We start from the raw sequence: 20,715 nt of genomic DNA on the forward strand, positions 1-20,715 counted from the left end.
TGAAAATTGCATCGGGCCTTTGAATTGTAACCTGGCAGGCGCTAACTCCTGTCCATGAAAACAACAGAAGAAATCCTTTCCGAAATCACCCGCATCTATGACGAGGCCCGTGCCACTCTTCGCGCAGACCTCTTGGCCTTTGCCACCGACGGCACGAAGCCGGCCGGAAGCCGCCGTACCGACGGGTCATATGCCTATCCCGAACTGCGCCTGAAATTTCGCGAAGCCGACGTCGGCGCCAGCGTGACGCGCGCCTTCGCCCGCCTGACGCGGCCCGGCCTTTATGCCACCACCGTCACGCGCCCGCGCCTGTTCAACGAATACCTGTCGGAACAGCTCAGCCTGATCATGGCCGACTACGACGTCGAGATCGAGGTCGGCCCTTCGCGGCAGGAAATCCCCTTCCCCTACGTCGTGGACGGAGAAGCCGGCGCGGTTCTTGCCGGGGTCAGCCCGCTGGAACTGGCGCGCCACTTCCCGGCGACCGAACTGTCGCTGATCGGTGATGAACTGGCCGACGGCATCGACATCGGCGGCAGTGGGCCCATGCCCATGTCGCTGTTCGACGCGCTGCGCACCGATTTCAGCCTTGCGCGGCTGGAACACTATACCGGCACCAACCCCGACCATTTCCAGCGCTTCATCCTGTTCACCAACTACCACCGCTATGTCGACGAGTTCGTGGACTGGGCCGGTGAGCAGCTTGGCGAAGGTGGCTTTTCCGCGCTGGCGGGTGCTGGCGGGCTGATGCTGACCGAAAAAACGCAGAACGCGCGGGCCCGGCTGTCCGACACGGCGTGGCGTCGGCACCAGATGCCGGCCTATCACCTCGTTGCGCCGAACCGCGGGGGCATTACGCTGGTCAACATCGGCGTCGGCCCGTCGAACGCCAAGACGATCACCGATCACCTCGCCGTGCTTCGCCCAGAAGCGTGGCTGATGATCGGCCACTGCGGCGGCCTGCGCCCCAGCCAGAAGATCGGCGACTACGTTCTGGCTCACGCCTACTTGCGCGACGATCACGTGCTGGATGCGGTCCTGCCGCCCGAAATCCCGCTTCCCGCCATTGCAGAGGTTCAGCAGGCGCTGGCCCGTGCGGCTGAGGAGATCAGCGGCACGGCAGGTGCGGACCTTAAAAAGCGGATGCGTACCGGCACCGTTGTGACGACCGACGACCGCAACTGGGAACTGCAGGTGACCAACACCGGCCACCGCCTGTCGCTGTCACGCGCGGTCGGGATCGACATGGAAAGCGCGACGATCGCTGCGCAAGGCTATCGCTTCCGCGTGCCTTACGGGACGCTGCTTTGCGTGTCGGACAAGCCGATCCATGGCGAGCTGAAGCTGCCCGGACAGGCCAACCGCTTCTACGAGGAAGCGATTGCCAGCCACCTTCAGATCGGCATCCGGTCGTGCGAATTGCTGAAGGCGGAAGGCGACCGGCTGCACAGCCGCAAGCTGCGCGCCTTTAATGAGCCGCCGTTCCGCTAGGGATCAGTCCGCGAAAAAACGGACCAGTTCCTGTCCCAGCGCGGGTTCGGAAACGCAGCTCATGTGCGTGCCGGGAATCTCGGCAAATGTCGCATTGGGCAGCTTTTCGACCAGCGTCTGGGCAGAGCCGTTGTCGTTGTCCTTGTCGCCGTTGATGACCTTCGTCGGCATCGTTACGGCGTCGAGGTTCGACAGGTCGGTGCCCTCCATCGAAGTCAGCAGCGCGCGGGCCGCGACGCGGTCCACTTTCTGCGTCTTCATGAAGCTCTTGGCGAAGAACGCGGCGTCGCCCATGCGGATGTCATCGAAGCGGTCGATCGCATCGACGAAGAACCCGATCCGCTTGTCCCAGCCGACCAGTCCTTCCCAGCCCATGCCGACCAGCGCCAGCCGTTCGGGCCGCACACCGTCGAGCACGGCATTGAGCGATGTGCGCGCGCCGAGCGAGAAGCCCGCAAGGTCGAACGTGCCAAGCTGATAATGTGCGATCACGTCGCGCAGATCGTCGACCAGCACGTTATGCGCGTAGTCCCCATGCGGAGCTTCCGACAACCCGTGCGCGCGCAAGTCCGGCATGATTACGTCGAACCCGGCATCGGCCAGCATCTGCGCCGTGCCGAACTTAATCCAGTTCACCTCTGCGCTGGAAAACAGCCCGTGCAGCAGCACGATCGGCTTTCCCGCGCCCGTGCGGTGGACGGCAAGCCTGGTGCCGTCCGCCGCCGTGACGTGTTCGAGGATCGGAGCGGTCATCAGCCCTTCTTGAGGTGACGACGGCCCAGCAGTTCGGCGATCTGCACCGCGTTGAGGGCAGCGCCTTTGCGCAGGTTGTCCGACACGCACCACAGCGCAAGGCCGTTGTCGACCGTCGGGTCTTCGCGGACGCGGCTGATGAACGTTGCGTAGTCGCCCACGCATTCGACCGGGGTGACGTATCCCGCGTCCTCACGCTTGTCGACGAGCATCACGCCCGGCGCTTCGCGAAGGATATTCTGGGCCTGCTCTGCCGACAGCTCTTCCTCGAACTCGATGTTGAGCGATTCGGAGTGGCCGACGAAGACCGGCACGCGCACGCAAGTCGCGTGGACCTTGACCTTGGGGTCGAGGATCTTCTTCGTTTCGGCGACCATCTTCCACTCTTCCTTGGTGGAACCGTCGTCGAGGAAGACGTCGATGTGCGGGATCACGTTGAAGGCGATCTGCTTGGTGAACTTCTTGGGTTCGACCTGATCACCCACGAAGATCGCGCGGCTCTGTTCGAACAGCTCGTCCATGCCCGCCTTGCCCGCGCCGGAAACCGACTGGTAGGTGGCGACGACGACGCGCTTGATCTTCGCCGCTTCATGCAGCGGCTTGAGCGCCACGACCATCTGCGCGGTTGAGCAGTTGGGGTTCGCGATGATGTTCTTCATGGTGTAGCCGTCGATCGCGTCCGGGTTCACTTCGGGCACGATCAGCGGCACATCCGGGTCCATGCGGTAGAGCGACGAGTTGTCGATCACCACACAGCCCGCAGCCGCCGCCTTGGGCGCATACTCAGCCGTCGGGCCCGAGCCCGCGGCGAACAGGGCGATATCCCAGCCGGTGAAGTCGAAATGCTCGATGTTCTTGCATTTGAGCATCTTGCCGGTTTCGCCGAACTCGATCTCGGTGCCCGTCGAACGCGGGGACGCGACGGCGGCGATCTCGTCAATCGGGAACTCGCGCTCTGCCAGGATGGTGAGCATTTCGCGACCGACATTTCCGGTCGCACCGACGACGACTACCCGGTAACCCATTTCAACTACTCGCTGCATTTGTTCGCGCGGAAACACCCGCAGGATTGCGGGGCCGCTAAGGGAGGGCTGCCGTTAGCCGCGATAGCGCCGGAGCGCAAGTTCGCACCTGCAATAGGTTTGTCTCAATTGCGCAGGTTATGGCGCCATGCGAAACGGGCTTGCTTCTGCAAGGATCAACATGAAACGATCTTGCGCGTCGCGCCAATGGGTTACCGGCGTCCAGCCGCCGGCCAGAAGCAGCGCATTGGCACTGCGGCGGGTGTACTTGTGGCTGTTCTCGGTATGGATCGTCTCGCCCTTGCGCATCGTGAAACGACGTTCGCAAATCGTGAAGGCCAAGTCGCGGCGGGCTTCCAGATGCATCTCGATCCGGGCGATGTCATCATTCCAGATTGCACGGTGGACGAAGTCGTCGACGGGAAGCGTCCCTTCCAGTTCGCGGTTGATGCGGTCGAGAACATTCAGGTTGAACGCACCGGTTACCCCGCGCGCATCATCATAAGCCGCTTCGAGGACCGCGGTGTCCTTTACACGGTCCATCCCGATCAGCAGTTTGGCAGGCCGGTCCGCCCCGTCGCACAGCGTCTCGCGCATCTCACGCAACAGGTCGACGGCGGTGCGCGGCACGAGGTTGCCGATGGTCGATCCGGGAAAAAATCCGAGGCGCGGCATCCCGGCAATGGCGCGGGGCATCGTGACCTTCTTGGTGAAATCGGCCTCGACCGGACAGACGGGGATCGATGGGAACTTGACGGCAAGCTGCTCAGACGACGAGCGTAGGAAGTCGCCCGAGATGTCGATCGGCACGTAAGCCGCCGGATCGATCGCCTCCAGAAGCAGCGGCGTCTTGGCCGAACTGCCCGAGCCGAACTCGACCACTGCCGCCCCTGCCCCGATTGCCTCGGCGAAGGCTGCGCCGTTACCTTTCAGGATCTCGGTCTCGGCGCGGGTCGGGTAGTATTCGTCGAGCTTGGTGATTTCCTCGAACAGCTCCGAGCCGCGCTCGTCGTAGAACCAGCGGGCGGGGATCGCCTTCTGCTCATGAGACAGGCCCTGCAGCACGTCGTTCCTGAAAGCGCGGTCTATGCCGCTGTCATCCTCGTCGATAATGCGAAGTGCTTCTTGTACGGGCATCGAAGCTCCTAGATATCCTTCGCGAGACGCAGACCGGTGAATTGCCAGCGTTGGTGCGGATAAAAGAAATTGCGGTAACTGGCCCGCGAATGGCCGCGCACCGTGGCGCAGGACGCGCCCTTAAGGACGAACTGTCCGCTCATGAACTTGCCGTTGTATTCGCCGACCGCGCCCTCTGCGGGGCGGTAGCGCGGGTAAGGCAGATAACCGCTTCGGGTCCATTGCCAGACCGAACCGAACAGCGAAGTCGTCGCGCGCGGCAGCACGGGACCGGCCTCGTCAAGCTGGTCGCCCGATGATCCATCCTCGCTTGCGGCCAGCGCTTCCCATTCGAATTCAGTCGGCAAACGGTGCCCTGCCCATGAAGCGAAGGCGTCGGCCTCGAAATAGGAGATGTGCGTCACCGGAGCATGCGCGTCGCGCTTCTGCCATCCGGCGTGGGTGAACTGTTCGTCCTTGTGCCAGTAAAGCGGCGCCTCGATGCCTTCGCTCTGCACCCAGGCCCAGCCGTCCGAGAGCCAGAGCGCGGGGTTGCGATAGCCACCGCCGGCGATGAACTCGGCCCATTGTCCGTTTGTCACGAGGCTGCGCGAAAGTGCGAAAGGTTCTAGCAGGACGCGGTGGCGCGGGCCTTCGTTGTCGAAAACAAACCCATCATCGTCATGGCCGATCTGGGCGATGCCGCCGGGATATTCCGTCCAGCCTTCGTCCACGTCCTGAAACGCTGGTGCCGGTTCGGCATAGATCGCCGGACCCAGCGGGTTCTGGAACATGGCGTGCTTGATATCGGTCTGCAGCAGTTCCTGGTGCTGCTGTTCATGCGCGATGCCCAAAGCAATCAGGTCTGCGCAGTCCTCGCGCCCCAGCAGAGCCTCCATCGCCTCGTCCACCGCATGGCGGAAGGCGATAATCTCTTCCAGCGACGGGCGCGACAGCATCCCGCGCGAAAAACGCCCGATGCGTGCGCCTTCGGCCTCGTAATACGAGTTGAACAGGAACGGATACCGCTCATCGAACAGCGCATAGCCGTCCAGATGGTCGCGCAGCAGGAAAGTCTCGAAGAACCAGGTCGTATGCGCGAGGTGCCACTTGGCGGGGCTCGCGTCTTCCATCGACTGGATCGTGGCGTCGGCGTCTGAAAGCGGAGCGGCCAGAGCCTCGCTCAACGCACGGGTGCGCCGGAACCGCTCTGCCAGCGTAAGGGTCGCCTGCCCTGTTATGTCACCGGCGACCTTGCGGTGGGCATTCTCCATGCCTCTCATAATGCATGAGAAGCATTACGGTTGCGAGGCTATGCGAATTAACCTCGCATCAGGCCCCGCAACCGCGATTAACCGTGATGGATCAGGCCGCTTCCGCCTTGCGAACGGCAGCTTCGGCGTTGAGCTCTTCGGCCAGCAGAAACGCCAGTTCAATCGACTGCGCACCGTTGAGGCGCGGGTCGCAGTGCGTGCGATAGCGGTCGGACAGACCTTCGTCGGTGATGGCGATTGCGCCGCCGGTGCATTCGGTCACGTCCTGGCCGGTCATCTCGATATGGATGCCGCCGGCGTGCGTGCCCTCTGCCCGGTGGACCGCGAAGAAGCCCTTCACTTCGGAAAGGATGCGTTCGAACGGACGGGTCTTGAGGCCCGATGCCGCCTTGATGACGTTGCCGTGCATCGGGTCGCACGACCACACGACTGGGTGGCCTTCGCGCTTTACGGCGCGGACCAGCGGGGCGAGCCCAGCTTCTACCTTTTCGTGACCAAAGCGGCTGATCAGGGTGATACGGCCAGCTTCGCGCGACGGGTTCAGCGTGTCGAGCATCTTGAGCAGCGCGTCGGGTTCGAGCGACGGGCCGCACTTCATGCCGATCGGATTGCCGACACCGCGCAAGTATTCGACATGTGCCGAACCTTCGAAGCGGGTGCGGTCGCCGATCCACAGCATGTGGGCACTGGTGTCGAACCAGTCGCCGGTCAGCGAATCCTGGCGCGTCATCGCCTGCTCGTACGGGAGCAGCAGCGCTTCATGGCTGGTGTAGAAGCTGGTGCCCTGAAGCTGCGGAACCTCGGACGGGTCGACGCCGCAGGCTTCCATGAAGTCCAGCGCTTCGCCGATGCGGTCGGCTGTCTGGGCAAAGCGTTCGCCCCATGCGCTGCGGCCGATGTGGTCCAGCGTCCACTGGTGCACCTGGCGCAGGTTCGCATAACCGCCGGTCGCGAAAGCGCGCAGCAGGTTCATCGTCGCAGCCGACTGGCTGTAGGCGCGCACCATGCGTTCGGGATCGGGCTTGCGGCCCTCACCGTCGAAATTGATATCGTTGATGATGTCGCCAAAGTAGCTCGAATGTTCGACATCGCCCTGCTTCTCGGTCGGGGCCGAACGGGGCTTTGCGAACTGTCCGGCGACGCGGCCGACCTTCACCACCGGTTGCTTGCTGGCGAACGTCAGGACGACGGCCATCTGCAGCAGGACGCGGAACGTGTCGCGGATGTTGTCGGGGTGGAATTCGGCAAAGCTTTCCGCACAGTCGCCGCCCTGAAGCAGAAAACCGCGACCGTTGGCGACTTCGCCAAGTTCCGCCTTCAGCGCGCGCGCCTCGCCTGCAAAGACGAGCGGCGGAAAGGTCGAGAGACGCTGCTCCACGTCTGCCAATACCGACTTGTCCGCATATTCCGGAAGATGCCTGCCCTCGAAGGACTTCCAGCTATCCGGGCTCCACTTGCTCGCCACTTTTCTGCTCCGAAACTCGCTCGCCGCCATCCCATCGGGCGGCGCTTCATAATGTCCGAAAATGTCGGAATAGGGGCGCAATACGCCGCCTGCCCGTGCATTGCAAAGGTTTCAGACGCAATTATCGCGATCTCACTGATCGGTTCATGCGGTTATGGCAACTCGTACCCCTCCGGCACGATCGCGACCTCGAACGCCTCGTCGTTCAGCAGGAAGCCTTGCGCCAGCATCTGCATCGTTTCGGGCGAAGTGCGCGAATAGTCGTTGAGGATCGTCCTCACGTCCAGCGCGCGGTTCGGATCGTTGGCAGTGCCCGCCAGTTCGCGCAGCCAGAAACCGTTGCCGCTGGACGCGCGGCTGATCAGCTGGCGCAGCGGTTCGGTCACGCGGGAGATTTCCTCCTCGCTCGGCGGTGCGGCGGCAAGGTCGGCGGCGATCTTACGCGATTCCTCGAAGAAGGCGGGGACCGCGTCAGGGGTCAGCTGCGCCATGGCGAGGATCATGCCGCCGTCCTTGCGGTCGAGCGGCCAGCGCGATCCGACATTGGGCGCATAGCTGGCGCCCAGCCGTTCGCGCATCGCGTCGAACAGGCGATTGTTGAAGATCTGCGCCAGGATTTCGAGCTGGCGCGAGACGCGGATTCGTTCGCGCCCTGCGCCTGTCGGCCAACCGATGACCGCCGCAGCCTGATCGGCATCGCCGCGGTGGGTCAGCACGATCGGGGCACTGGTGGGTGCAGGTTCCTTCGACAGGTCAATGTCGGCAGTAGCCTCTTCACGCGGGGCAAGTGCGCCGAACGTGCGGGTCAGCGCGGCAATCGCCTCGTCACGCTGGATGTCACCGAAAATCTCGACCTGTACCGGCCCGCTGGCAAGGATCGGCTCCCACACCTTACGGAAGCCGGCCATGTCGGCCCCTTTCAGCTCCTCGGGCGTCGGCGTGGCGAAACGCGGATCGCCGCCGCGCAGGATCTGTTCGAGATCGCGGCTGAGCACGCCATTGGGGCTGGTGGCAAAGCTGTCGTACCCCATTTCGAGCGCCGCCTTGGCGCGAAGGACCGGGTTCGCGTCCCAACGCGGGTCGGACAGCTTCGACGCGAAAAGGTAGAGCTGGTCCTCAAGGTCGGCGGCACGCGTTTCCGCGCCGAAGACGAATTCATTGTCCTCGATCGAGAAGTCGAGGCCCATCTTCCGGCCATTGGAAATCTGGTCGAGATCGTCCTGCGACAATTCGCCCATGCCGGTGCCCATCAGGGCGTATTCGCCAAGCGAAATGTACGGCGTGTCAGCTTCGCCAAGAGCTTCATACCCCTCGCCAAAGCGGACGCGGACCGAGACACGGCCCGGTTCCGCATCGCTCTGCCAGACGAGCGCATTGACGCCGTTCGACAGCTTTACGGTCTCGATCTCCAGCACGCCGATAGGCGCGGCCGAAGTCACCTCGCCCGGCGTACCGATGGCAGGTAGGTCCGCGAAGGATACCTGCTTGTCCTCAAGCCGGGCCGAGGCATCGGCCTCTACCGGTGCGAGCATGGCGCTGCGGAAGGCGGCTTCGTCGCCGCTAGTGGCATCGGGCACGTTCATCACGCCGCGCAGGACCGAACCTGTAAACAGCGCGCGGGTGTGGTCCTGCACGATGGCAGGCGTAACCTTGCCCTTCATGCTGCGAAGCACGTTGAGCACGGTATCGGGCGCGGCCACGGTTTCGCGGATATCGACGGCTTGCACTACGTTGTCGGCAAGGTCGGTCGCCTGCTGCACGGCCTGCGTCTCGACACCGATCGAGAATGCGTTTTCGAACTCGTTCAACTCGCGTGTGATCTCCGCTTCGCTGGGCGGCGTAGCGAGCGCGTCTGCTATCACCGCGCGCACATCCGCCAGCGCCGCGCGCCAGTCGTTGCCGAGCGGGGTGATCGACACGAACGTCATGTCGGCGCTGCGACTGACGTCGTCCTGCCCGACCTGTGCGGCAAGGAAACTGCCGCCTGCGCGGGCCTTGTTTTCAAGCCTGCGGTTGATGATCGACATGGCAAGCTGATCGGTCAGCAGGCCTTCGTTATAGACGATCGTGTCGGCCACCTTCTCCCACGGGCGCATGATCGTATAGCTGATCGAAATCGGCAGATCGGGTTCGGTCAGAACGGTCAGCTTGTCGACCGGAGCGAGCGCGCCGGCCGCCGCCCTGGCATCAGGACCAGGCGTCGGTGCGCCAAAGTCCGGCGCGGGCACGGGTTCGCCCTTCGCGTCCCAGTCGCCGAAATGCTTTTCCAGAAGCTGGACCATGACCGCCGGATCAAGATCGCCCGCGACCGAGATCACGGTGTTTTCGGGGCGATACCAGCGCTTGTAGAATGCGCGCACGCTCTTCTGGTTGGCGGCCTGAAGCGTTTCGACCGTGCCGATCGGGCTACGCTCGGCAAGGCCCATGCCGGCGAAATAAGTCTCACGCGTCGCGTCTGCCGCGCGTTTTCCCGCACCGCCACGTTCGCGGCGTTCGGCCAGAACGATAGGCACTTCGGTCCGCACGCCTTTTTCCGAGAGCGTAGGCGCCTCGATCATGCCGGACAGCAGGCGGAACGTTTCGTCCGCCTTGGCAAGGTCGATGCCCGGAACATCGAGCTTGTAAACCGTGTGCGTCGGCGTCGTTTCCGCATTGGTATCGGACCCGAAAGTCGCGCCCAGTTCCTGCCAACGGGGAATGGCCTCCCCTTCCTTCAGGTAGCGAGACTCACGAAAGACGAGGTGTTCGATTAGGTGGGCAAAGCCGCGCTCGCTGTCCTGTTCATGCAAGCTGCCAGCGTCGACGCGCACGCGGACCGAAAGCTGCTCCTGCGGAACTTCGTTGAAGCGCACTGCATAGCGCACGCCGTTCGATAGTTCGCCGAACGTCCACTCGGTATCGGGCGGCACGTCGCTGCCCCGATAGATCCACGGGCGATCCTGTTCGATCTGGGGCCATTCGCGCTGCGCTTCGGCAGATGGTGCGGGCTGCGCAATGGCGGTCGTGGCGAGGAGCGAGCAGATCAGCGCACAGGCAGGTGCGGCACGTTTCAGGAAGGTCATGGGGGCCGATATATGGGCTGCCAGCGTGAAGCGCCAGTGAACATGGCTGTCATGCCGCGCACAAAAGGCATAGAATGAACGCTTGAACCCTGACGCAAGGGGGCTAAATCGTCGCCATGTTCATCGAAACCGAAACCACGCCCAATCCCGCCACGCTGAAGTTCCTGCCCGGACGGCAGGTCATGCCGAGCGGCACGCGCGAATTCACCGATCCCGACGCTGCGGACATATCGCCGCTCGCCTCTGCCCTGTTCTCGCTGGGCGATGTGACCGGCGTGTTCTTGGGCAGCGACTTCGTGTCGGTCAGCGTCGCACCGGGCGTGCAGTGGGCGGACCTCAAGCCGCAGGTCGTGGCCATCCTGCTCGACCATTTCGTGTCGGGCGCGCCGCTATTCGCAGGCGGCGATGCGGCTGACATCGCGGTTCCGGCGGAAGAGGCCGACATGGGCGACGATCCGGCCGATGCCGATGTCGTCGCGCAGATCCGCGAACTGATCGAAACCCGCGTGCGCCCCGCAGTGGCCGGCGATGGCGGCGACATCATCTATCGCGGTTTCCGTGAAGGTGTCGTGTTCCTGACGATGCAGGGCGCCTGCGCGGGCTGCCCATCCTCGACCCAGACGTTGAAGCAGGGGATCGAAGGGCTCTTGAAGCACTACGTCCCCGAGGTGACCGAGGTTCGCGCCGCCTGACCGGCCAAGCCTGCTGACGTCATGAACCGGACACTCGTGATCGACAGCGCGACCGACGCTTGTTCGGCCGCCCTTTTCGAAGGCGGCGAATGCCTTGCGGGTGAATGGTTGCAGCTTGGTCGCGGCCATGCCGAACGCCTCGTGCCGATGATCGGTGCGCTGCCCGACAAGGGCCGCGCCGATCGCGTCGTCGTGGCGCTGGGCCCGGGCAGTTTCACCGGCATTCGCGTGGGGCTTGCTGCGGCAAAGGCGCTGGCGATGGCGTGGAAGGCGGACCTGCTTGGCTATCACACCCCTGCCCTGCTTGCTGCGCAGGCGCGGGCCGAACATGGCGCGCAGCCGGTGGCGGTCGTAAATACCGGCGGGCATGGCGAATGGTTCGTGGAGGAGTTCGGAGCCGACGGCACCAGCCTTGCGCCGGTCCGTTCGCTTCGCCCCGACGACGCGGCATCGCAGATCGGCGCCGACCTCGTCGTCGGCAGCCAGGCCGAGGCATTGGTGGACTTTCGCGGCACCGGCACGGCGCAGGCCATGCTGCCCGACGCGCGGCGTTTCGCTGCGCTGCCGGAAAGCGCGCTTACGCGCGACGTGCGCCCGGCATATGGCCGCGCGCCCGATGCCAAGCTTCCCGGCGGGAAAATGCCATGAGACCGACCGGCCCCGAAATGGACGGCATGATGTCGGTCATGCTCTCCGCCTTCGACCCCGCCTTTGGCGAGGCATGGAACGAGCGGCAACTGGCCTCGGCGATGCTCATCCCCGGCACGCGCTTTGCCATGATTGATGCGCACGGCGTGATCGGTCCGCCCTCTCCTTCCGTGCCGACCGCAGGGTTCTACCTCACGCGGCAAGTGGTGGACGAGGAAGAGCTACTGCTCATCGCAGTCGATCCCGAGTATCGAAGACTTGGTCTTGCCTCGCGGTTACTTGAGCATCTCCTTGCAAACGCACCGGAAAGAGGAACCGCGCGCCTGTTTCTCGAAATGCGCGCCGATAATCCGGCAGAGCATTTTTACCGCCGCTATGGCTTTGAGCAGGTGGGCCTGCGGCGCGACTATTATCGCGGCGCCGACGGCCGGCTTCGCGATGCAAAGACCTTTGCGCGGATACTCGATCAAGTAATTGAATTGCGCAGCGCACAATAACCAAGAGTAGCGCTGACGAGTTCGCACATCATTCGGGCACGATGTACCGAATTGATACTTAAGAGTGGCCCACAGGGACTTGTTGTCTCGGAACACGGGGCATATAGGTGGATGTGAGACGGACACTCGCGCCAATTACTTCCCCCGCTGCCGATCGGCGCAACGCGGGCATCCGTGATCGCAAAAGGACACCAAAATGGACAATTCCGCCCCGGACATGACGGAAACCCTCATCACGCTCACTTCGGACATTGTTGCCGCGCACGTCAGCAACAATGCCGTCGAAGTGGCTGAAGTGCCGACCCTCATCAACAACATCTACAATGCGCTTGCAGGTCTCGGTTCGGAACCGGCCGAAGAAGAAACGCCGCCCGAACCGGCCGTTTCTATCCGCTCTTCGGTCAAGCCTGACTACATCGTCTGCCTCGAAGACGGCAAGAAGCTGAAGATGCTGAAGCGTCACCTGATGACGCATTACAACATGACGCCGGAAGAATATCGCGCGCGCTGGAACCTGCCTGCCGATTATCCGATGGTCGCCCCGAACTACGCTGAAAAGCGCCGCGAACTGGCCAAGAAGATCGGCCTGGGTCGCAAGCCGGGTCGCCGCAAGGGCGCTGCCAAGAAATCCTGAGGGATTTGAGGTTTCGGGCGGTTGCGCTTTTGCGGATCAACGGACTATGGTCCGCGCCTCAGCCAACCGCCTGCAACCGCCGACCGGCGTAAATCGAAAGAACTGACCGACCGGTGCCCAATCGTATCGACATCGAAACAATCTGTGCCGAACGCGGCCTTCGCATAACGGACCAGCGCCGCGTGATCGCACGCGTCTTGTCCGACAGTGAAGACCACCCCGACGTGGAACTGCTGCATTCGCGCGCATCGGCCATCGATCCGCGCATCTCGATCGCCACGGTCTATCGCACCGTCCGCCTGTTTGAAGAAGCCGGCATTCTCGATCGCCACGACTTCGGCGACGGTCGCGCCCGTTACGAAGCCGCACCAGAGGCTCATCACGATCACCTGATCGATGTCGAGACCGGCAAGGTCGTCGAATTCGTCGATCCCGAGCTTGAGGCTCTGCAGCGCCAGATCGCCGAACGCCTCGGCTTCCGCCTCGTCGACCACCGGATGGAACTTTACGGCGTAAAGCTGGAACGGGACTGATCCCGTGCGCCGGCTGCGGATAGCGGTCCGGCTGGCCCTGCTGATCGGCTGGCTGCTGCTCTGCATTCCCGCTTATATCCTGTCCCGCCTGGTCACGCGCCGCCGCATCGTGCCGCGAATTTTCCTGGGCGGTGTCGCTCGCATGATGGGTGTGCGGATTGCGACGACCGGCAAGCTGGAGCCGCGTGCCATCCTGCTTGCCAATCATCTCAGCTGGCTCGACATCCCGATCATCGCCGCCTGCACCGGCAGCGCCTTCGTCGGCCATGACGGCATTGCGCAGAGCAAGTTTCTGAAATGGCTGGCCGAGATGAACGACACCGTCTTCATCGCCCGCACTCGCCGTCAGACCGTCACGCACCAGATCGAACAGGTGCGCGACGCTCTCGACATTTCCCACGTGCTGACGCTGTTTCCGGAAGGGACGACGAACGACGGCGCGGACCTGCTCCCGCTCAAGAGCTCGCTGCTCTCGGCGATCGACCCTGCGCCCGAAGGCGTCGCGGTCCAGCCGGTCTTTCTCGACTTCGGCCCTGCTGCGCAGGAAATCGCATGGGTGGGCGACGAACCGGGCCTCGACAACTTCTTCAAGGTGCTGGGCAGGCCCGCACCCTTGAATGTCACCGTCCATTTCCTCCCGCCGCTGACTGGTGAGAGCCTTGCCGGGCGCAAGACGATTGCCGCGGCCACCCGCCGCACGCTTGAACAGGCGATGGGCCGGTAGAAACTTACCCCTCGCGCGATCTTCAAATGCGCGGCGAAAGCGCGTAAGGGCGCGGCCATGAACAAGGTCTCCATCCCGAAAAGTTTCCGCGTAAAGAGCTTCGGCTGCCAGATGAACGTCTATGACGGCGAGCGCATGGCAGAACTACTGGGTGCGCAAGGCATGGACGCGGCAGGCGAAGGCGAAGACGCCGATCTCGTCGTGCTCAACACCTGCCACATCCGCGAAAAGGCGGCGGAAAAGGTCTATTCCGACATCGGCCGCCTGCGCCGCGAGGACGGATCCAGCCCGCTGATCGCGGTCGCCGGTTGCGTCGCACAGGCCGAAGGCGAAGAGATCATGAAGCGCGCGAAGGACGTGCGCATGGTTGTTGGCCCGCAGGCCTATCACCGGCTGCCCGAAATGATCGGAAAGGCCAGCGCGGGCGAGCGTGTGACCGATACCGACATGCCCGCAGAGGCGAAGTTCGGCGCCCTCCCCGCCCGCCGCAAGCGCGCGCCCAGCGCATTCCTGACGGTGCAGGAAGGCTGCGACAAGTTCTGCACTTATTGTGTCGTGCCCTACACCCGTGGCGCCGAAATATCGCGTCCGTTCAGTGATCTGATCGACGAAGCGCAGAAACTGGTTGAGCAGGGCGCGCGCGAAATCACCCTGCTGGGCCAGAACGTGAATGCCTGGACCGGCGAGGACGCGAAGGGCCGTGACATCGGCCTTGACGGATTGGTCCGCGAACTGGCGAAGCTGCCCGATCTGGCGCGCGTCCGTTACACCACAAGCCACCCCAACGACATGACCGACGCACTGATCGCGGCGCATAGCGAAGTGGACAAGCTGATGCCCTACCTGCACTTGCCCGTGCAGGCCGGTAGCGATCCGATCCTTGCCGCGATGAACCGCAGCCACACGGCCGAAAGCTACATCCGCCTGATCGAGCGCGTGCGCGAAGCCCGCCCCGACATCGCGATCAGCGGCGATTTCATCGTCGGCTTCCCCGGCGAGACCGATGCCGATTTCGAAGCGACGATGCAGATGGTGGACACGATCCGCTATGCCGCCGCCTTCAGCTTCAAGTATTCGCCCCGCCCCGGTACTCCGGCGGCGACGATGGACGACCAGATCGCAGTCGAAGTGATGGACGAGCGGTTGCAGCGCCTTCAGGCCGCGATCACGCGCGACCAGTTGGCCTTCAACAGGGCGAGCGTCGGCAAGACCTGCCAAGTCCTCGTCGAACGTAAGGGCCGCCGCGAAGGGCAGTGGCTTGGCAAGACACCGTGGCTGCAGTCGGCGCACTTTACCGGCGACTATGCGGTCGGCGATCTGGTCGAGGTCGAACTGCTCGAGGCCGGTCCCAACTCGCTTTCGGCACGCGTTTGCTGAAATAGGTGGTTACCCGCCTTGCAAGGGGCGGCAATTGTGCGATTATGGGCGGGCAATGTCCCGCCCCAAATCACTGAAATATATCGCGATTGTCGCCGCTCTTGCGGCTGCGGCGTGCGATTCCGGCGAAGCGGAAACCGCGGCACCGTCGCCCGCACCGACAGTTATCGCCACGCCGACGCCGGTGCCTGTCGCGCCGAAGGGTGGCGGCGGCCTGCTGGAAGACGGGTTCGCGCCGATCGCTTTCGACTTGGCGGGAACAAGCTGGCTGGTAATCGCCATCGACGGAGAGCCGCTGGCCGAGAGCTATTCCGATCCTGCCACCGTGCATTTCACGCAGTCGATGCTGCACTGGCAAGGCTGCAACTATCACGAGGGGCTCTATGTCCGCAGCCGGACGAGCTTTGCCGTGGGTCGCGCCGTCGCAACGCAAGTCGCCTGCCCCGATGGCACGCCCGATCCCGCCATGGCGCAAGTGCTGGGCGGACGTCCGCTGATCGGCAGCAATTCGGAAGGCAAATTGCAACTCGCCGTCGAAGGCCGTAGCCTGACCCTGTCGCAGATCGACAAGCGCTATGACGAACCGGCCGCTCCCCCGTTGGAAGCCGGACCGTTCCGTTTGACGACAGCCGAAAGCGGGACGCACCCGCCCGTGCTGTCGTTCAAAGGGGGTACTTTTGCGATCTGGCTCGATTGCCACGGCGCGATCACCGGACAGGCGCAAGTCGGCAATGGCCGCATGCGCACCGGCAAGGTCGAGGTTACGCAGTGCGAAACGCATCGCCCGACCGCACGCCGCACGCTGGAGACGTTCTTCAAGGGCTCACCCGCCATCGCGCGCGGCCCGAACGGCGAACTGATGCTTAGCGACGGGGACATGATCATACTGGGTCAGCAGTGCCATCCCGACCCCAGCGGGTGTGCACACGCTGAAGTAGAGCCAACGGTATAGACGGGACGAAATCTGCGCGGGGCATAGCGCACTTGCAAACCTTGCCACCGGCCCGCGGTGTCCTATCTTCAACACATACCCGAGTCGCCCCGGGCCGGTGCCCGGTCGGCAGGAACGAAGGAGCATTCGTGGGGAACATCGTGTGAGCCGCAAGCAGGCGCGCGTACAGACTTCCGCCCCGGCAGGCAGCCCCCCGGCAGGCCTTCCCGGCAATTCGGCCCCCACGCGGGCCCGCACCGAAATGGAATTCGAAAATCCCGAGATTCTCGGGACGCTCTTCGGCCAGTTCGATGCCAACCTTGTCCAGATAGAGAACCGCCTCGGCGTCTATATCTCGGCCCGCGGCAACCGCATCCAGATCGAAGGATCGGAAGAGGCGGTGGCCCGCGCCCGTGAGGTTCTGTCGGGCATGCACACCCGGCTGAAACAGGGTTTCGAGCTTGATCAGGGCGCCGTCGAATCGCTTATCGCGATGAGTAACGAGCCCACGCTCGAAGGCATCATCACCGGCGACGACAAATGCCCGCCGATCATGATCCGTACCCGCAAGAAGACGATCGTGCCGCGCTCTGCCGCGCAGATCGACTACATGCAGGCGCTGACCAACAATGAGGTGATCTTCGCCCTCGGCCCGGCAGGTACCGGCAAGACCTACCTTGCCGTGGCGCAGGCCGTGGCGCAGCTCATCACCGGCAGCGTGCAGCGCCTTATCCTGTCGCGCCCCGCGGTCGAGGCGGGTGAACGCATCGGCTTCCTGCCCGGCGACATGAAGGACAAGGTCGATCCCTACCTTCGGCCGCTTTACGATGCGCTCTACGATTGTCTGCCCGCAGAGCAGGTCGAACGCCGCATCGCCAGCGGCGAGATCGAAATCGCGCCAATCGCCTTCATGCGCGGCCGCACGCTGGGCGATGCCTTCGTCATCCTCGACGAAGCGCAGAACACTACGGCGGCGCAGATGAAGATGTTCCTCACCCGTTTCGGCCAGAACAGCCGGATGGTGGTGTGCGGAGACCCGAACCAGGTCGATATTCCGGGCGGAGTCATGCACTCGGGCCTTGCCGATGCAGTTCGCCGGCTTGAGGGCATCGAAGGCATTGCGGTGTCACGCTTCTCCGCCGCAGACGTCGTTCGCCACCCGCTCGTCGGGCGGATCGTCGATGCCTACGAAGGACCGAATGCGGAAAAACCGCCTTCCTGATGACAACCAATTCCATGACTGCCCCCGTACTGGAACTCGACATAGACCCCATCTGGGGCGATTCGACCGATTGGGACGCGCTTTGCGCCGATGCGGCAGAAGCGGTCGCCGCCGAAGTGCCCGAACTGGCGCATTCGGAAATCCTCGTCAGCGTCGTCTTCGCCGATGACGAAGAAGTGCACGACCTCAACCGCCAGTGGCGCGCAAAAGACAAGCCAACCAATGTCTTGAGCTTTCCTATGCTGAGCCGTGAGGAGCTTCTGGCCGCCGGCAAAAGCCCCGGCGCGCCGATTATGCTGGGCGATATCATCCTCGCTCACGGCGTATGTAGCCGTGAGGCGGATGAGAAATCTGTTGCACTTGCGAAGCATGCGACCCATTTGCTTGTCCATGGGTTGCTTCATCTCGCCGGTTACGACCACGAGACGAGCACCGAGGACGCCGAGGCGATGGAAGCGATGGAAATTCGCATTCTGGCCCACCTTGGCATCGCGGATCCTTACGGGGACCGTGGCCCGGTTTGAAAACCCAGGTTTTGAAAGGACCTTGAGGCCCGACAATGTCGGACGGTGATAGATCAGAAGACGCTCGCAACCCGGAGCCTGACCGACGGGGCGAAAAGCGATTCCTGTGGGATAAAATCCGCACCTTTTTCGATGGGAACGAAGGCGACCAGTCGCTTCGCGCCCAGATCGAGGAAGCCATCGACGAACACGAGGAAGAGGAAGAGCGCGACGGCCCGCAAGGCGTTGTCGGCGATCTCACCATGCTGGAGCGTCAGATGCTCCGCAATCTCCTCCACTTCAGCGAACACGATGCCGACGACGTGGCGATCCCGCGCGGCGAAATCATCGCCATCGACCGCAGCGCAAGCTGGGACGAATTGGTCGCGACGTTCTCGGAACATGGCCATTCGCGCATGCCGGTCTATGCCGAGTCGCTCGATCACGTGATCGGGATGATGCACATCAAGGACGTGTTCCCCTTCTTGGCAAACAAGAAGGAGCCGCCCTCCGACTGGACCAAGCTGATGCGTCAGCCGCTCTACGTGCCGCAGGCGCGCGGGGCGCTCGACGTCCTGGCCGACATGCGGGCGCGCTGCGTGCACCTTGCCATCGTGGTCGACGAATATTCGGGCACCGACGGCATCATCACGATCGAGGATCTGGTCGAGGAAATCGTCGGGGAGATCGAGGACGAGCACGACGACGCGCCGGTCCAGCTCCTCGTGCCGATCGACGACGGCATGTGGGACGCCGACGCCCGTACCGAACTCGATGAAGTCGCCCGCCGCGTCGATCCCCGCCTTGCCGAGGTTGAAGAATCGGTCGACACGCTTGGCGGACTTGCCTTCGTCCTGGCCGAAAAGGTCCCCGTGGTCGGCGAGATCATGGACCATGATAGCGGCTGGAAGCTGGAAGTAATCGCGGGCAACGAACGCCACGTCGAACGCCTGCGCCTCCACCCGCCCGTCGCCGCCGAAGAAGCGGAAGAGGAAGAAGCGGCCTGATGGTCCCCAAGCGTCTCCCTCCCCTCCGCTCGCTGGAGGCTTTCGTCCGCATTGCCCGCCTCGGTTCTGCCAAGGCGGCTGCGGAGGAGCTTGCGATCAGCCCGTCTGCCCTGTCCCGCCGCGTCACTGCGCTGGAGGATTTCACAGGCCGGAAGCTGTTCCATCGCAAGCACCAGGCGATGACGCTGACCGATGATGGCGAGGCGATGTTCGATGCGATCGCGCCGACGCTGGACGAACTGGCGGAAAAGATCGGCCAGCAGATGGCCGACAGCAAGATCATGCGCCTGCGCCTTGGCGTCATGCCGCTGTTCGGCAGCCAGCGCCTTGTCCCGCGCCTGCCCGAACTGCGCAGCCTTTATCCGACGCTGCACATCGACATCGATTCCTCGGCTCACCCGATTCCGAAGCTGGGCGATACACTCGATGCCGCGATTACGCTGGCGGACGAGCCTGATCCGAAACTGCATCACGTGCGGCTGGACCATAACCGCGTTCACGCGATCGCATCGAAGGCGCTGGTTGAACAGCTGGGTGACTTTCCCGATCCGGACCGGCTGGCCGAGCAGAACTTCCTCGTTCATTCGGAAATGCAGCTGAGCTTCGAGGCGTGGAAGAAAGCCGTCGGTCTCAACAGCCGTCACGAGCTCATGGCCGACAGCTTCGACAGCGGCCCGCTTCTGCTGGAAGCTGCAGCCCAAGGACTGGGCATCGCGATCCTGCATGGCGATCACCTCGCCCGTTCGAACGACGATCGCCTTGCTACGCTCTACGATATCGAGGTGAAGAGCCCGTACAGCTACTGGTTCGTGTGCAAACCGCGCGCGCTGGAAAGTCGTCCGGTGCGTATCTTCCACGACTGGCTGGTAAACGCCCAGCTCTGATCAGAGCACGTCGTTTTCGATCTTGGCCGTCACCGGCGGGTCGATCTCGTTCCTGATGACCGACTTTTTCGCCGCCTCGCTGTCGAGCGCGGCGATCCATGTCAGGCAATCGGCCAACCGACGCATGAAGTGACTGGCGACGGGATTGATCGTCGATTGGCAGTCGATCGTATAGCCGTCCCAGCGCCTGTCATTGGCGGCAAAGCGTACCCATCCGGCAACGTCGGCAGTCTCGGAAACGGAGGTGTGAATGCTCTCACCCTCAAGCCCCTCTCCCAGCGCCCAGCCGCCCGCGTTCGGGTTGAAGAGGTAGCTGCTCAGCGTTTCCGGCAAGGCGCCGTCCTCACGCTCGACCTTTTTTAGCACGTGATCGGCAATGCGCCCGCCCAGCGAATGGCCGGTCAGCGATACGGGAATGTCGGCATAGCCCGCCTCGTCCAGTCCCTGCCGGACCTGACGGTAGATGCTGAGGCCACGCGGGGCCTGCTGGCCCAGCAGCGTGCCGTAATACCAGTCCTTCGGCCCCTCGGTACCGCGATAGACCAGAACGACTTCTTTAAGGTGCTCATCCTCGAAACGGTCAAACACGCTATAGGCAAAGCCCACTTTGTCATCGACCGAGGCAAAGCGTTCCTTCAGATCTTCGGGGAGGACGTAGAGTTCGTCATCGGGCCTGTCGCTGGTAAGCCCATTTTCCCAATAGGCGTTCTGCGCCAATTGCGCATAGCGCCAGGTCTTGCCCGCGACTTCACGTGTCTGCGGGCAGTAGCCGCCCGGCCCGGAACAGTCCTGCCCCAGCCGGGTGACGGTATAGCTGCACCCGCCCAGCGCGGGCAGGCATAGCAACAGAAACAGAAATGCGAGGCGGCCGCGCACCATT

General features: G+C 63.4%; 20 protein-coding genes. 13 read left to right on the forward strand and 7 right to left on the reverse strand.

The annotated features are described in order from the left end of the window. Positions 1-54 precede the first annotated feature (54 nt). A complete protein-coding gene (locus KIH45_RS12345; RefSeq protein WP_213176305.1) occupies positions 55-1,491 on the forward strand; it encodes an AMP nucleosidase in 1,437 nt (478 codons plus the stop codon). 3 nt (positions 1,492-1,494) lie between these two features. Here KIH45_RS12345 and KIH45_RS12350 read toward each other — a convergent pair whose 3' ends face one another. The 6 genes from KIH45_RS12350 to KIH45_RS12375 all read right to left on the reverse strand — a co-directional run bounded on the left by KIH45_RS12350 (position 1,495) and on the right by KIH45_RS12375 (position 10,183). Further along, positions 1,495-2,244 (reverse strand): alpha/beta fold hydrolase, encoded by a 750-nt coding sequence (locus KIH45_RS12350; RefSeq protein ID WP_213176306.1) that lies wholly within the window; start codon positions 2,242-2,244, stop codon positions 1,495-1,497. Continuing rightward, the gene (locus KIH45_RS12355) at positions 2,244-3,269 is read right to left on the reverse strand and encodes an aspartate-semialdehyde dehydrogenase (RefSeq protein WP_213176307.1); all 1,026 of its coding nucleotides are present in this window, start codon (positions 3,267-3,269) and stop codon (positions 2,244-2,246) included. The genes KIH45_RS12350 and KIH45_RS12355 overlap by 1 nt, the downstream gene beginning before the upstream one ends. Positions 3,270-3,404: 135 nt before the next feature. Further along, positions 3,405-4,403, reverse strand: coding sequence for an L-histidine N(alpha)-methyltransferase (gene egtD, locus KIH45_RS12360; protein WP_213176308.1), 999 nt, complete (start codon positions 4,401-4,403; stop codon positions 3,405-3,407). 8 nt (positions 4,404-4,411) lie between these two features. Beyond that, positions 4,412-5,656 (reverse strand): ergothioneine biosynthesis protein EgtB, encoded by a 1,245-nt coding sequence (gene egtB, locus KIH45_RS12365; protein WP_213176309.1) that lies wholly within the window; start codon positions 5,654-5,656, stop codon positions 4,412-4,414. Between the two features lie 91 nt (positions 5,657-5,747). Next, positions 5,748-7,121 carry a class II 3-deoxy-7-phosphoheptulonate synthase gene (locus KIH45_RS12370; protein ID WP_213176310.1) on the reverse strand — a complete coding sequence of 458 codons (1,374 nt, stop codon included), beginning with the start codon at positions 7,119-7,121 and terminating at the stop codon, positions 5,748-5,750. Between the two features lie 152 nt (positions 7,122-7,273). After that, on the reverse strand, positions 7,274-10,183 hold the full coding sequence (locus tag KIH45_RS12375) for a M16 family metallopeptidase (RefSeq protein ID WP_213176311.1): 2,910 nt from the start codon (positions 10,181-10,183) through the stop codon (positions 7,274-7,276). Positions 10,184-10,299: 116 nt separating this feature from the next. On the opposite strand from KIH45_RS12375, the gene KIH45_RS12380 reads away from it, so the two are divergent. The 12 genes from KIH45_RS12380 (at position 10,300) to KIH45_RS12435 (ending at position 19,835) form a co-directional block, all read left to right on the forward strand. Beyond that, positions 10,300-10,875 carry a NifU family protein gene (locus tag KIH45_RS12380; RefSeq protein WP_213176312.1) on the forward strand — a complete coding sequence of 192 codons (576 nt, stop codon included), beginning with the start codon at positions 10,300-10,302 and terminating at the stop codon, positions 10,873-10,875. Between the two features lie 21 nt (positions 10,876-10,896). Beyond that, positions 10,897-11,523 (forward strand): tRNA (adenosine(37)-N6)-threonylcarbamoyltransferase complex dimerization subunit type 1 TsaB, encoded by a 627-nt coding sequence (gene tsaB / locus KIH45_RS12385; RefSeq protein WP_213176314.1) that lies wholly within the window; start codon positions 10,897-10,899, stop codon positions 11,521-11,523. Beyond that, positions 11,520-12,020 carry a GNAT family N-acetyltransferase gene (locus KIH45_RS12390; RefSeq protein ID WP_213176315.1) on the forward strand — a complete coding sequence of 167 codons (501 nt, stop codon included), beginning with the start codon at positions 11,520-11,522 and terminating at the stop codon, positions 12,018-12,020. Before tsaB ends, KIH45_RS12390 begins: the two co-directional genes overlap by 4 nt. 196 nt (positions 12,021-12,216) lie before the next feature. Then, positions 12,217-12,654 carry a Ros/MucR family transcriptional regulator gene (locus tag KIH45_RS12395; protein WP_213176316.1) on the forward strand — a complete coding sequence of 146 codons (438 nt, stop codon included), beginning with the start codon at positions 12,217-12,219 and terminating at the stop codon, positions 12,652-12,654. Between the two features lie 113 nt (positions 12,655-12,767). Then, complete coding sequence (locus tag KIH45_RS12400) at positions 12,768-13,187, forward strand: Fur family transcriptional regulator (protein WP_213176317.1); 420 nt, start codon at positions 12,768-12,770, stop codon at positions 13,185-13,187. Between the two features lie 4 nt (positions 13,188-13,191). Further along, positions 13,192-13,911, forward strand: a complete 720-nt coding sequence (locus tag KIH45_RS12405) for a lysophospholipid acyltransferase family protein (RefSeq protein ID WP_213176318.1) — start codon at positions 13,192-13,194, stop codon at positions 13,909-13,911. 57 nt (positions 13,912-13,968) lie between these two features. Continuing rightward, entirely contained in the window at positions 13,969-15,288 is a 1,320-nt protein-coding gene (miaB, locus tag KIH45_RS12410) for a tRNA (N6-isopentenyl adenosine(37)-C2)-methylthiotransferase MiaB (RefSeq protein WP_213176320.1), read from the forward strand. A 55-nt stretch (positions 15,289-15,343) separates the two neighbouring features. After that, positions 15,344-16,240, forward strand: coding sequence for an META domain-containing protein (locus KIH45_RS12415; protein WP_213176321.1), 897 nt, complete (start codon positions 15,344-15,346; stop codon positions 16,238-16,240). A gap of 241 nt (positions 16,241-16,481) precedes the next feature. Further along, a complete protein-coding gene (locus KIH45_RS12420) occupies positions 16,482-17,441 on the forward strand; it encodes a PhoH family protein (RefSeq protein ID WP_213176481.1) in 960 nt (319 codons plus the stop codon). 14 nt (positions 17,442-17,455) lie between these two features. Beyond that, complete coding sequence (gene ybeY, locus KIH45_RS12425; RefSeq protein WP_213176322.1) at positions 17,456-17,965, forward strand: rRNA maturation RNase YbeY; 510 nt, start codon at positions 17,456-17,458, stop codon at positions 17,963-17,965. Positions 17,966-18,000: 35 nt separating this feature from the next. Then, positions 18,001-18,951 carry a hemolysin family protein gene (locus KIH45_RS12430; protein ID WP_213176323.1) on the forward strand — a complete coding sequence of 317 codons (951 nt, stop codon included), beginning with the start codon at positions 18,001-18,003 and terminating at the stop codon, positions 18,949-18,951. Beyond that, on the forward strand, positions 18,951-19,835 hold the full coding sequence (locus tag KIH45_RS12435) for a LysR substrate-binding domain-containing protein (RefSeq protein ID WP_213176324.1): 885 nt from the start codon (positions 18,951-18,953) through the stop codon (positions 19,833-19,835). Before KIH45_RS12430 ends, KIH45_RS12435 begins: the two co-directional genes overlap by 1 nt. Here KIH45_RS12435 and KIH45_RS12440 read toward each other — a convergent pair whose 3' ends face one another. Continuing rightward, positions 19,836-20,711: a Tle-like phospholipase domain-containing protein gene (locus KIH45_RS12440; RefSeq protein WP_213176325.1), complete on the reverse strand. Its 876-nt coding sequence runs from the start codon at positions 20,709-20,711 to the stop codon at positions 19,836-19,838. Between the last annotated feature and the right edge of the window lie 4 nt (positions 20,712-20,715).

Origin of the sequence: Croceicoccus gelatinilyticus, assembly GCF_018398395.1 — a bacterium.
Classification (GTDB): Bacteria; Pseudomonadota; Alphaproteobacteria; order Sphingomonadales; family Sphingomonadaceae; genus Croceicoccus; species Croceicoccus gelatinilyticus.

Excerpts from the sequence above, each read along its gene's own strand:
- KIH45_RS12345 (WP_213176305.1), top strand. The coding sequence starts at position 55 with ATGAAAACAACAGAAGAAATCCTTTCCGAAATCACCCGCATCTATGAC.
- KIH45_RS12350 (WP_213176306.1), bottom strand. The coding sequence starts at position 2,244 with ATGACCGCTCCGATCCTCGAACACGTCACGGCGGCGGACGGCACCAGG.
- KIH45_RS12355 (WP_213176307.1), bottom strand. The coding sequence starts at position 3,269 with ATGGGTTACCGGGTAGTCGTCGTCGGTGCGACCGGAAATGTCGGTCGC.
- egtD (WP_213176308.1), bottom strand. The coding sequence starts at position 4,403 with ATGCCCGTACAAGAAGCACTTCGCATTATCGACGAGGATGACAGCGGC.
- egtB (WP_213176309.1), bottom strand. The coding sequence starts at position 5,656 with ATGGAGAATGCCCACCGCAAGGTCGCCGGTGACATAACAGGGCAGGCG.
- KIH45_RS12375 (WP_213176311.1), bottom strand. The coding sequence starts at position 10,183 with ATGACCTTCCTGAAACGTGCCGCACCTGCCTGTGCGCTGATCTGCTCG.
- KIH45_RS12380 (WP_213176312.1), top strand. The coding sequence starts at position 10,300 with ATGTTCATCGAAACCGAAACCACGCCCAATCCCGCCACGCTGAAGTTC.
- tsaB (WP_213176314.1), top strand. The coding sequence starts at position 10,897 with ATGAACCGGACACTCGTGATCGACAGCGCGACCGACGCTTGTTCGGCC.
- KIH45_RS12390 (WP_213176315.1), top strand. The coding sequence starts at position 11,520 with ATGAGACCGACCGGCCCCGAAATGGACGGCATGATGTCGGTCATGCTC.
- KIH45_RS12395 (WP_213176316.1), top strand. The coding sequence starts at position 12,217 with ATGGACAATTCCGCCCCGGACATGACGGAAACCCTCATCACGCTCACT.
- miaB (WP_213176320.1), top strand. The coding sequence starts at position 13,969 with ATGAACAAGGTCTCCATCCCGAAAAGTTTCCGCGTAAAGAGCTTCGGC.
- KIH45_RS12415 (WP_213176321.1), top strand. The coding sequence starts at position 15,344 with ATGTCCCGCCCCAAATCACTGAAATATATCGCGATTGTCGCCGCTCTT.
- KIH45_RS12420 (WP_213176481.1), top strand. The coding sequence starts at position 16,482 with ATGGAATTCGAAAATCCCGAGATTCTCGGGACGCTCTTCGGCCAGTTC.
- ybeY (WP_213176322.1), top strand. The coding sequence starts at position 17,456 with ATGACTGCCCCCGTACTGGAACTCGACATAGACCCCATCTGGGGCGAT.
- KIH45_RS12430 (WP_213176323.1), top strand. The coding sequence starts at position 18,001 with ATGTCGGACGGTGATAGATCAGAAGACGCTCGCAACCCGGAGCCTGAC.
- KIH45_RS12435 (WP_213176324.1), top strand. The coding sequence starts at position 18,951 with ATGGTCCCCAAGCGTCTCCCTCCCCTCCGCTCGCTGGAGGCTTTCGTC.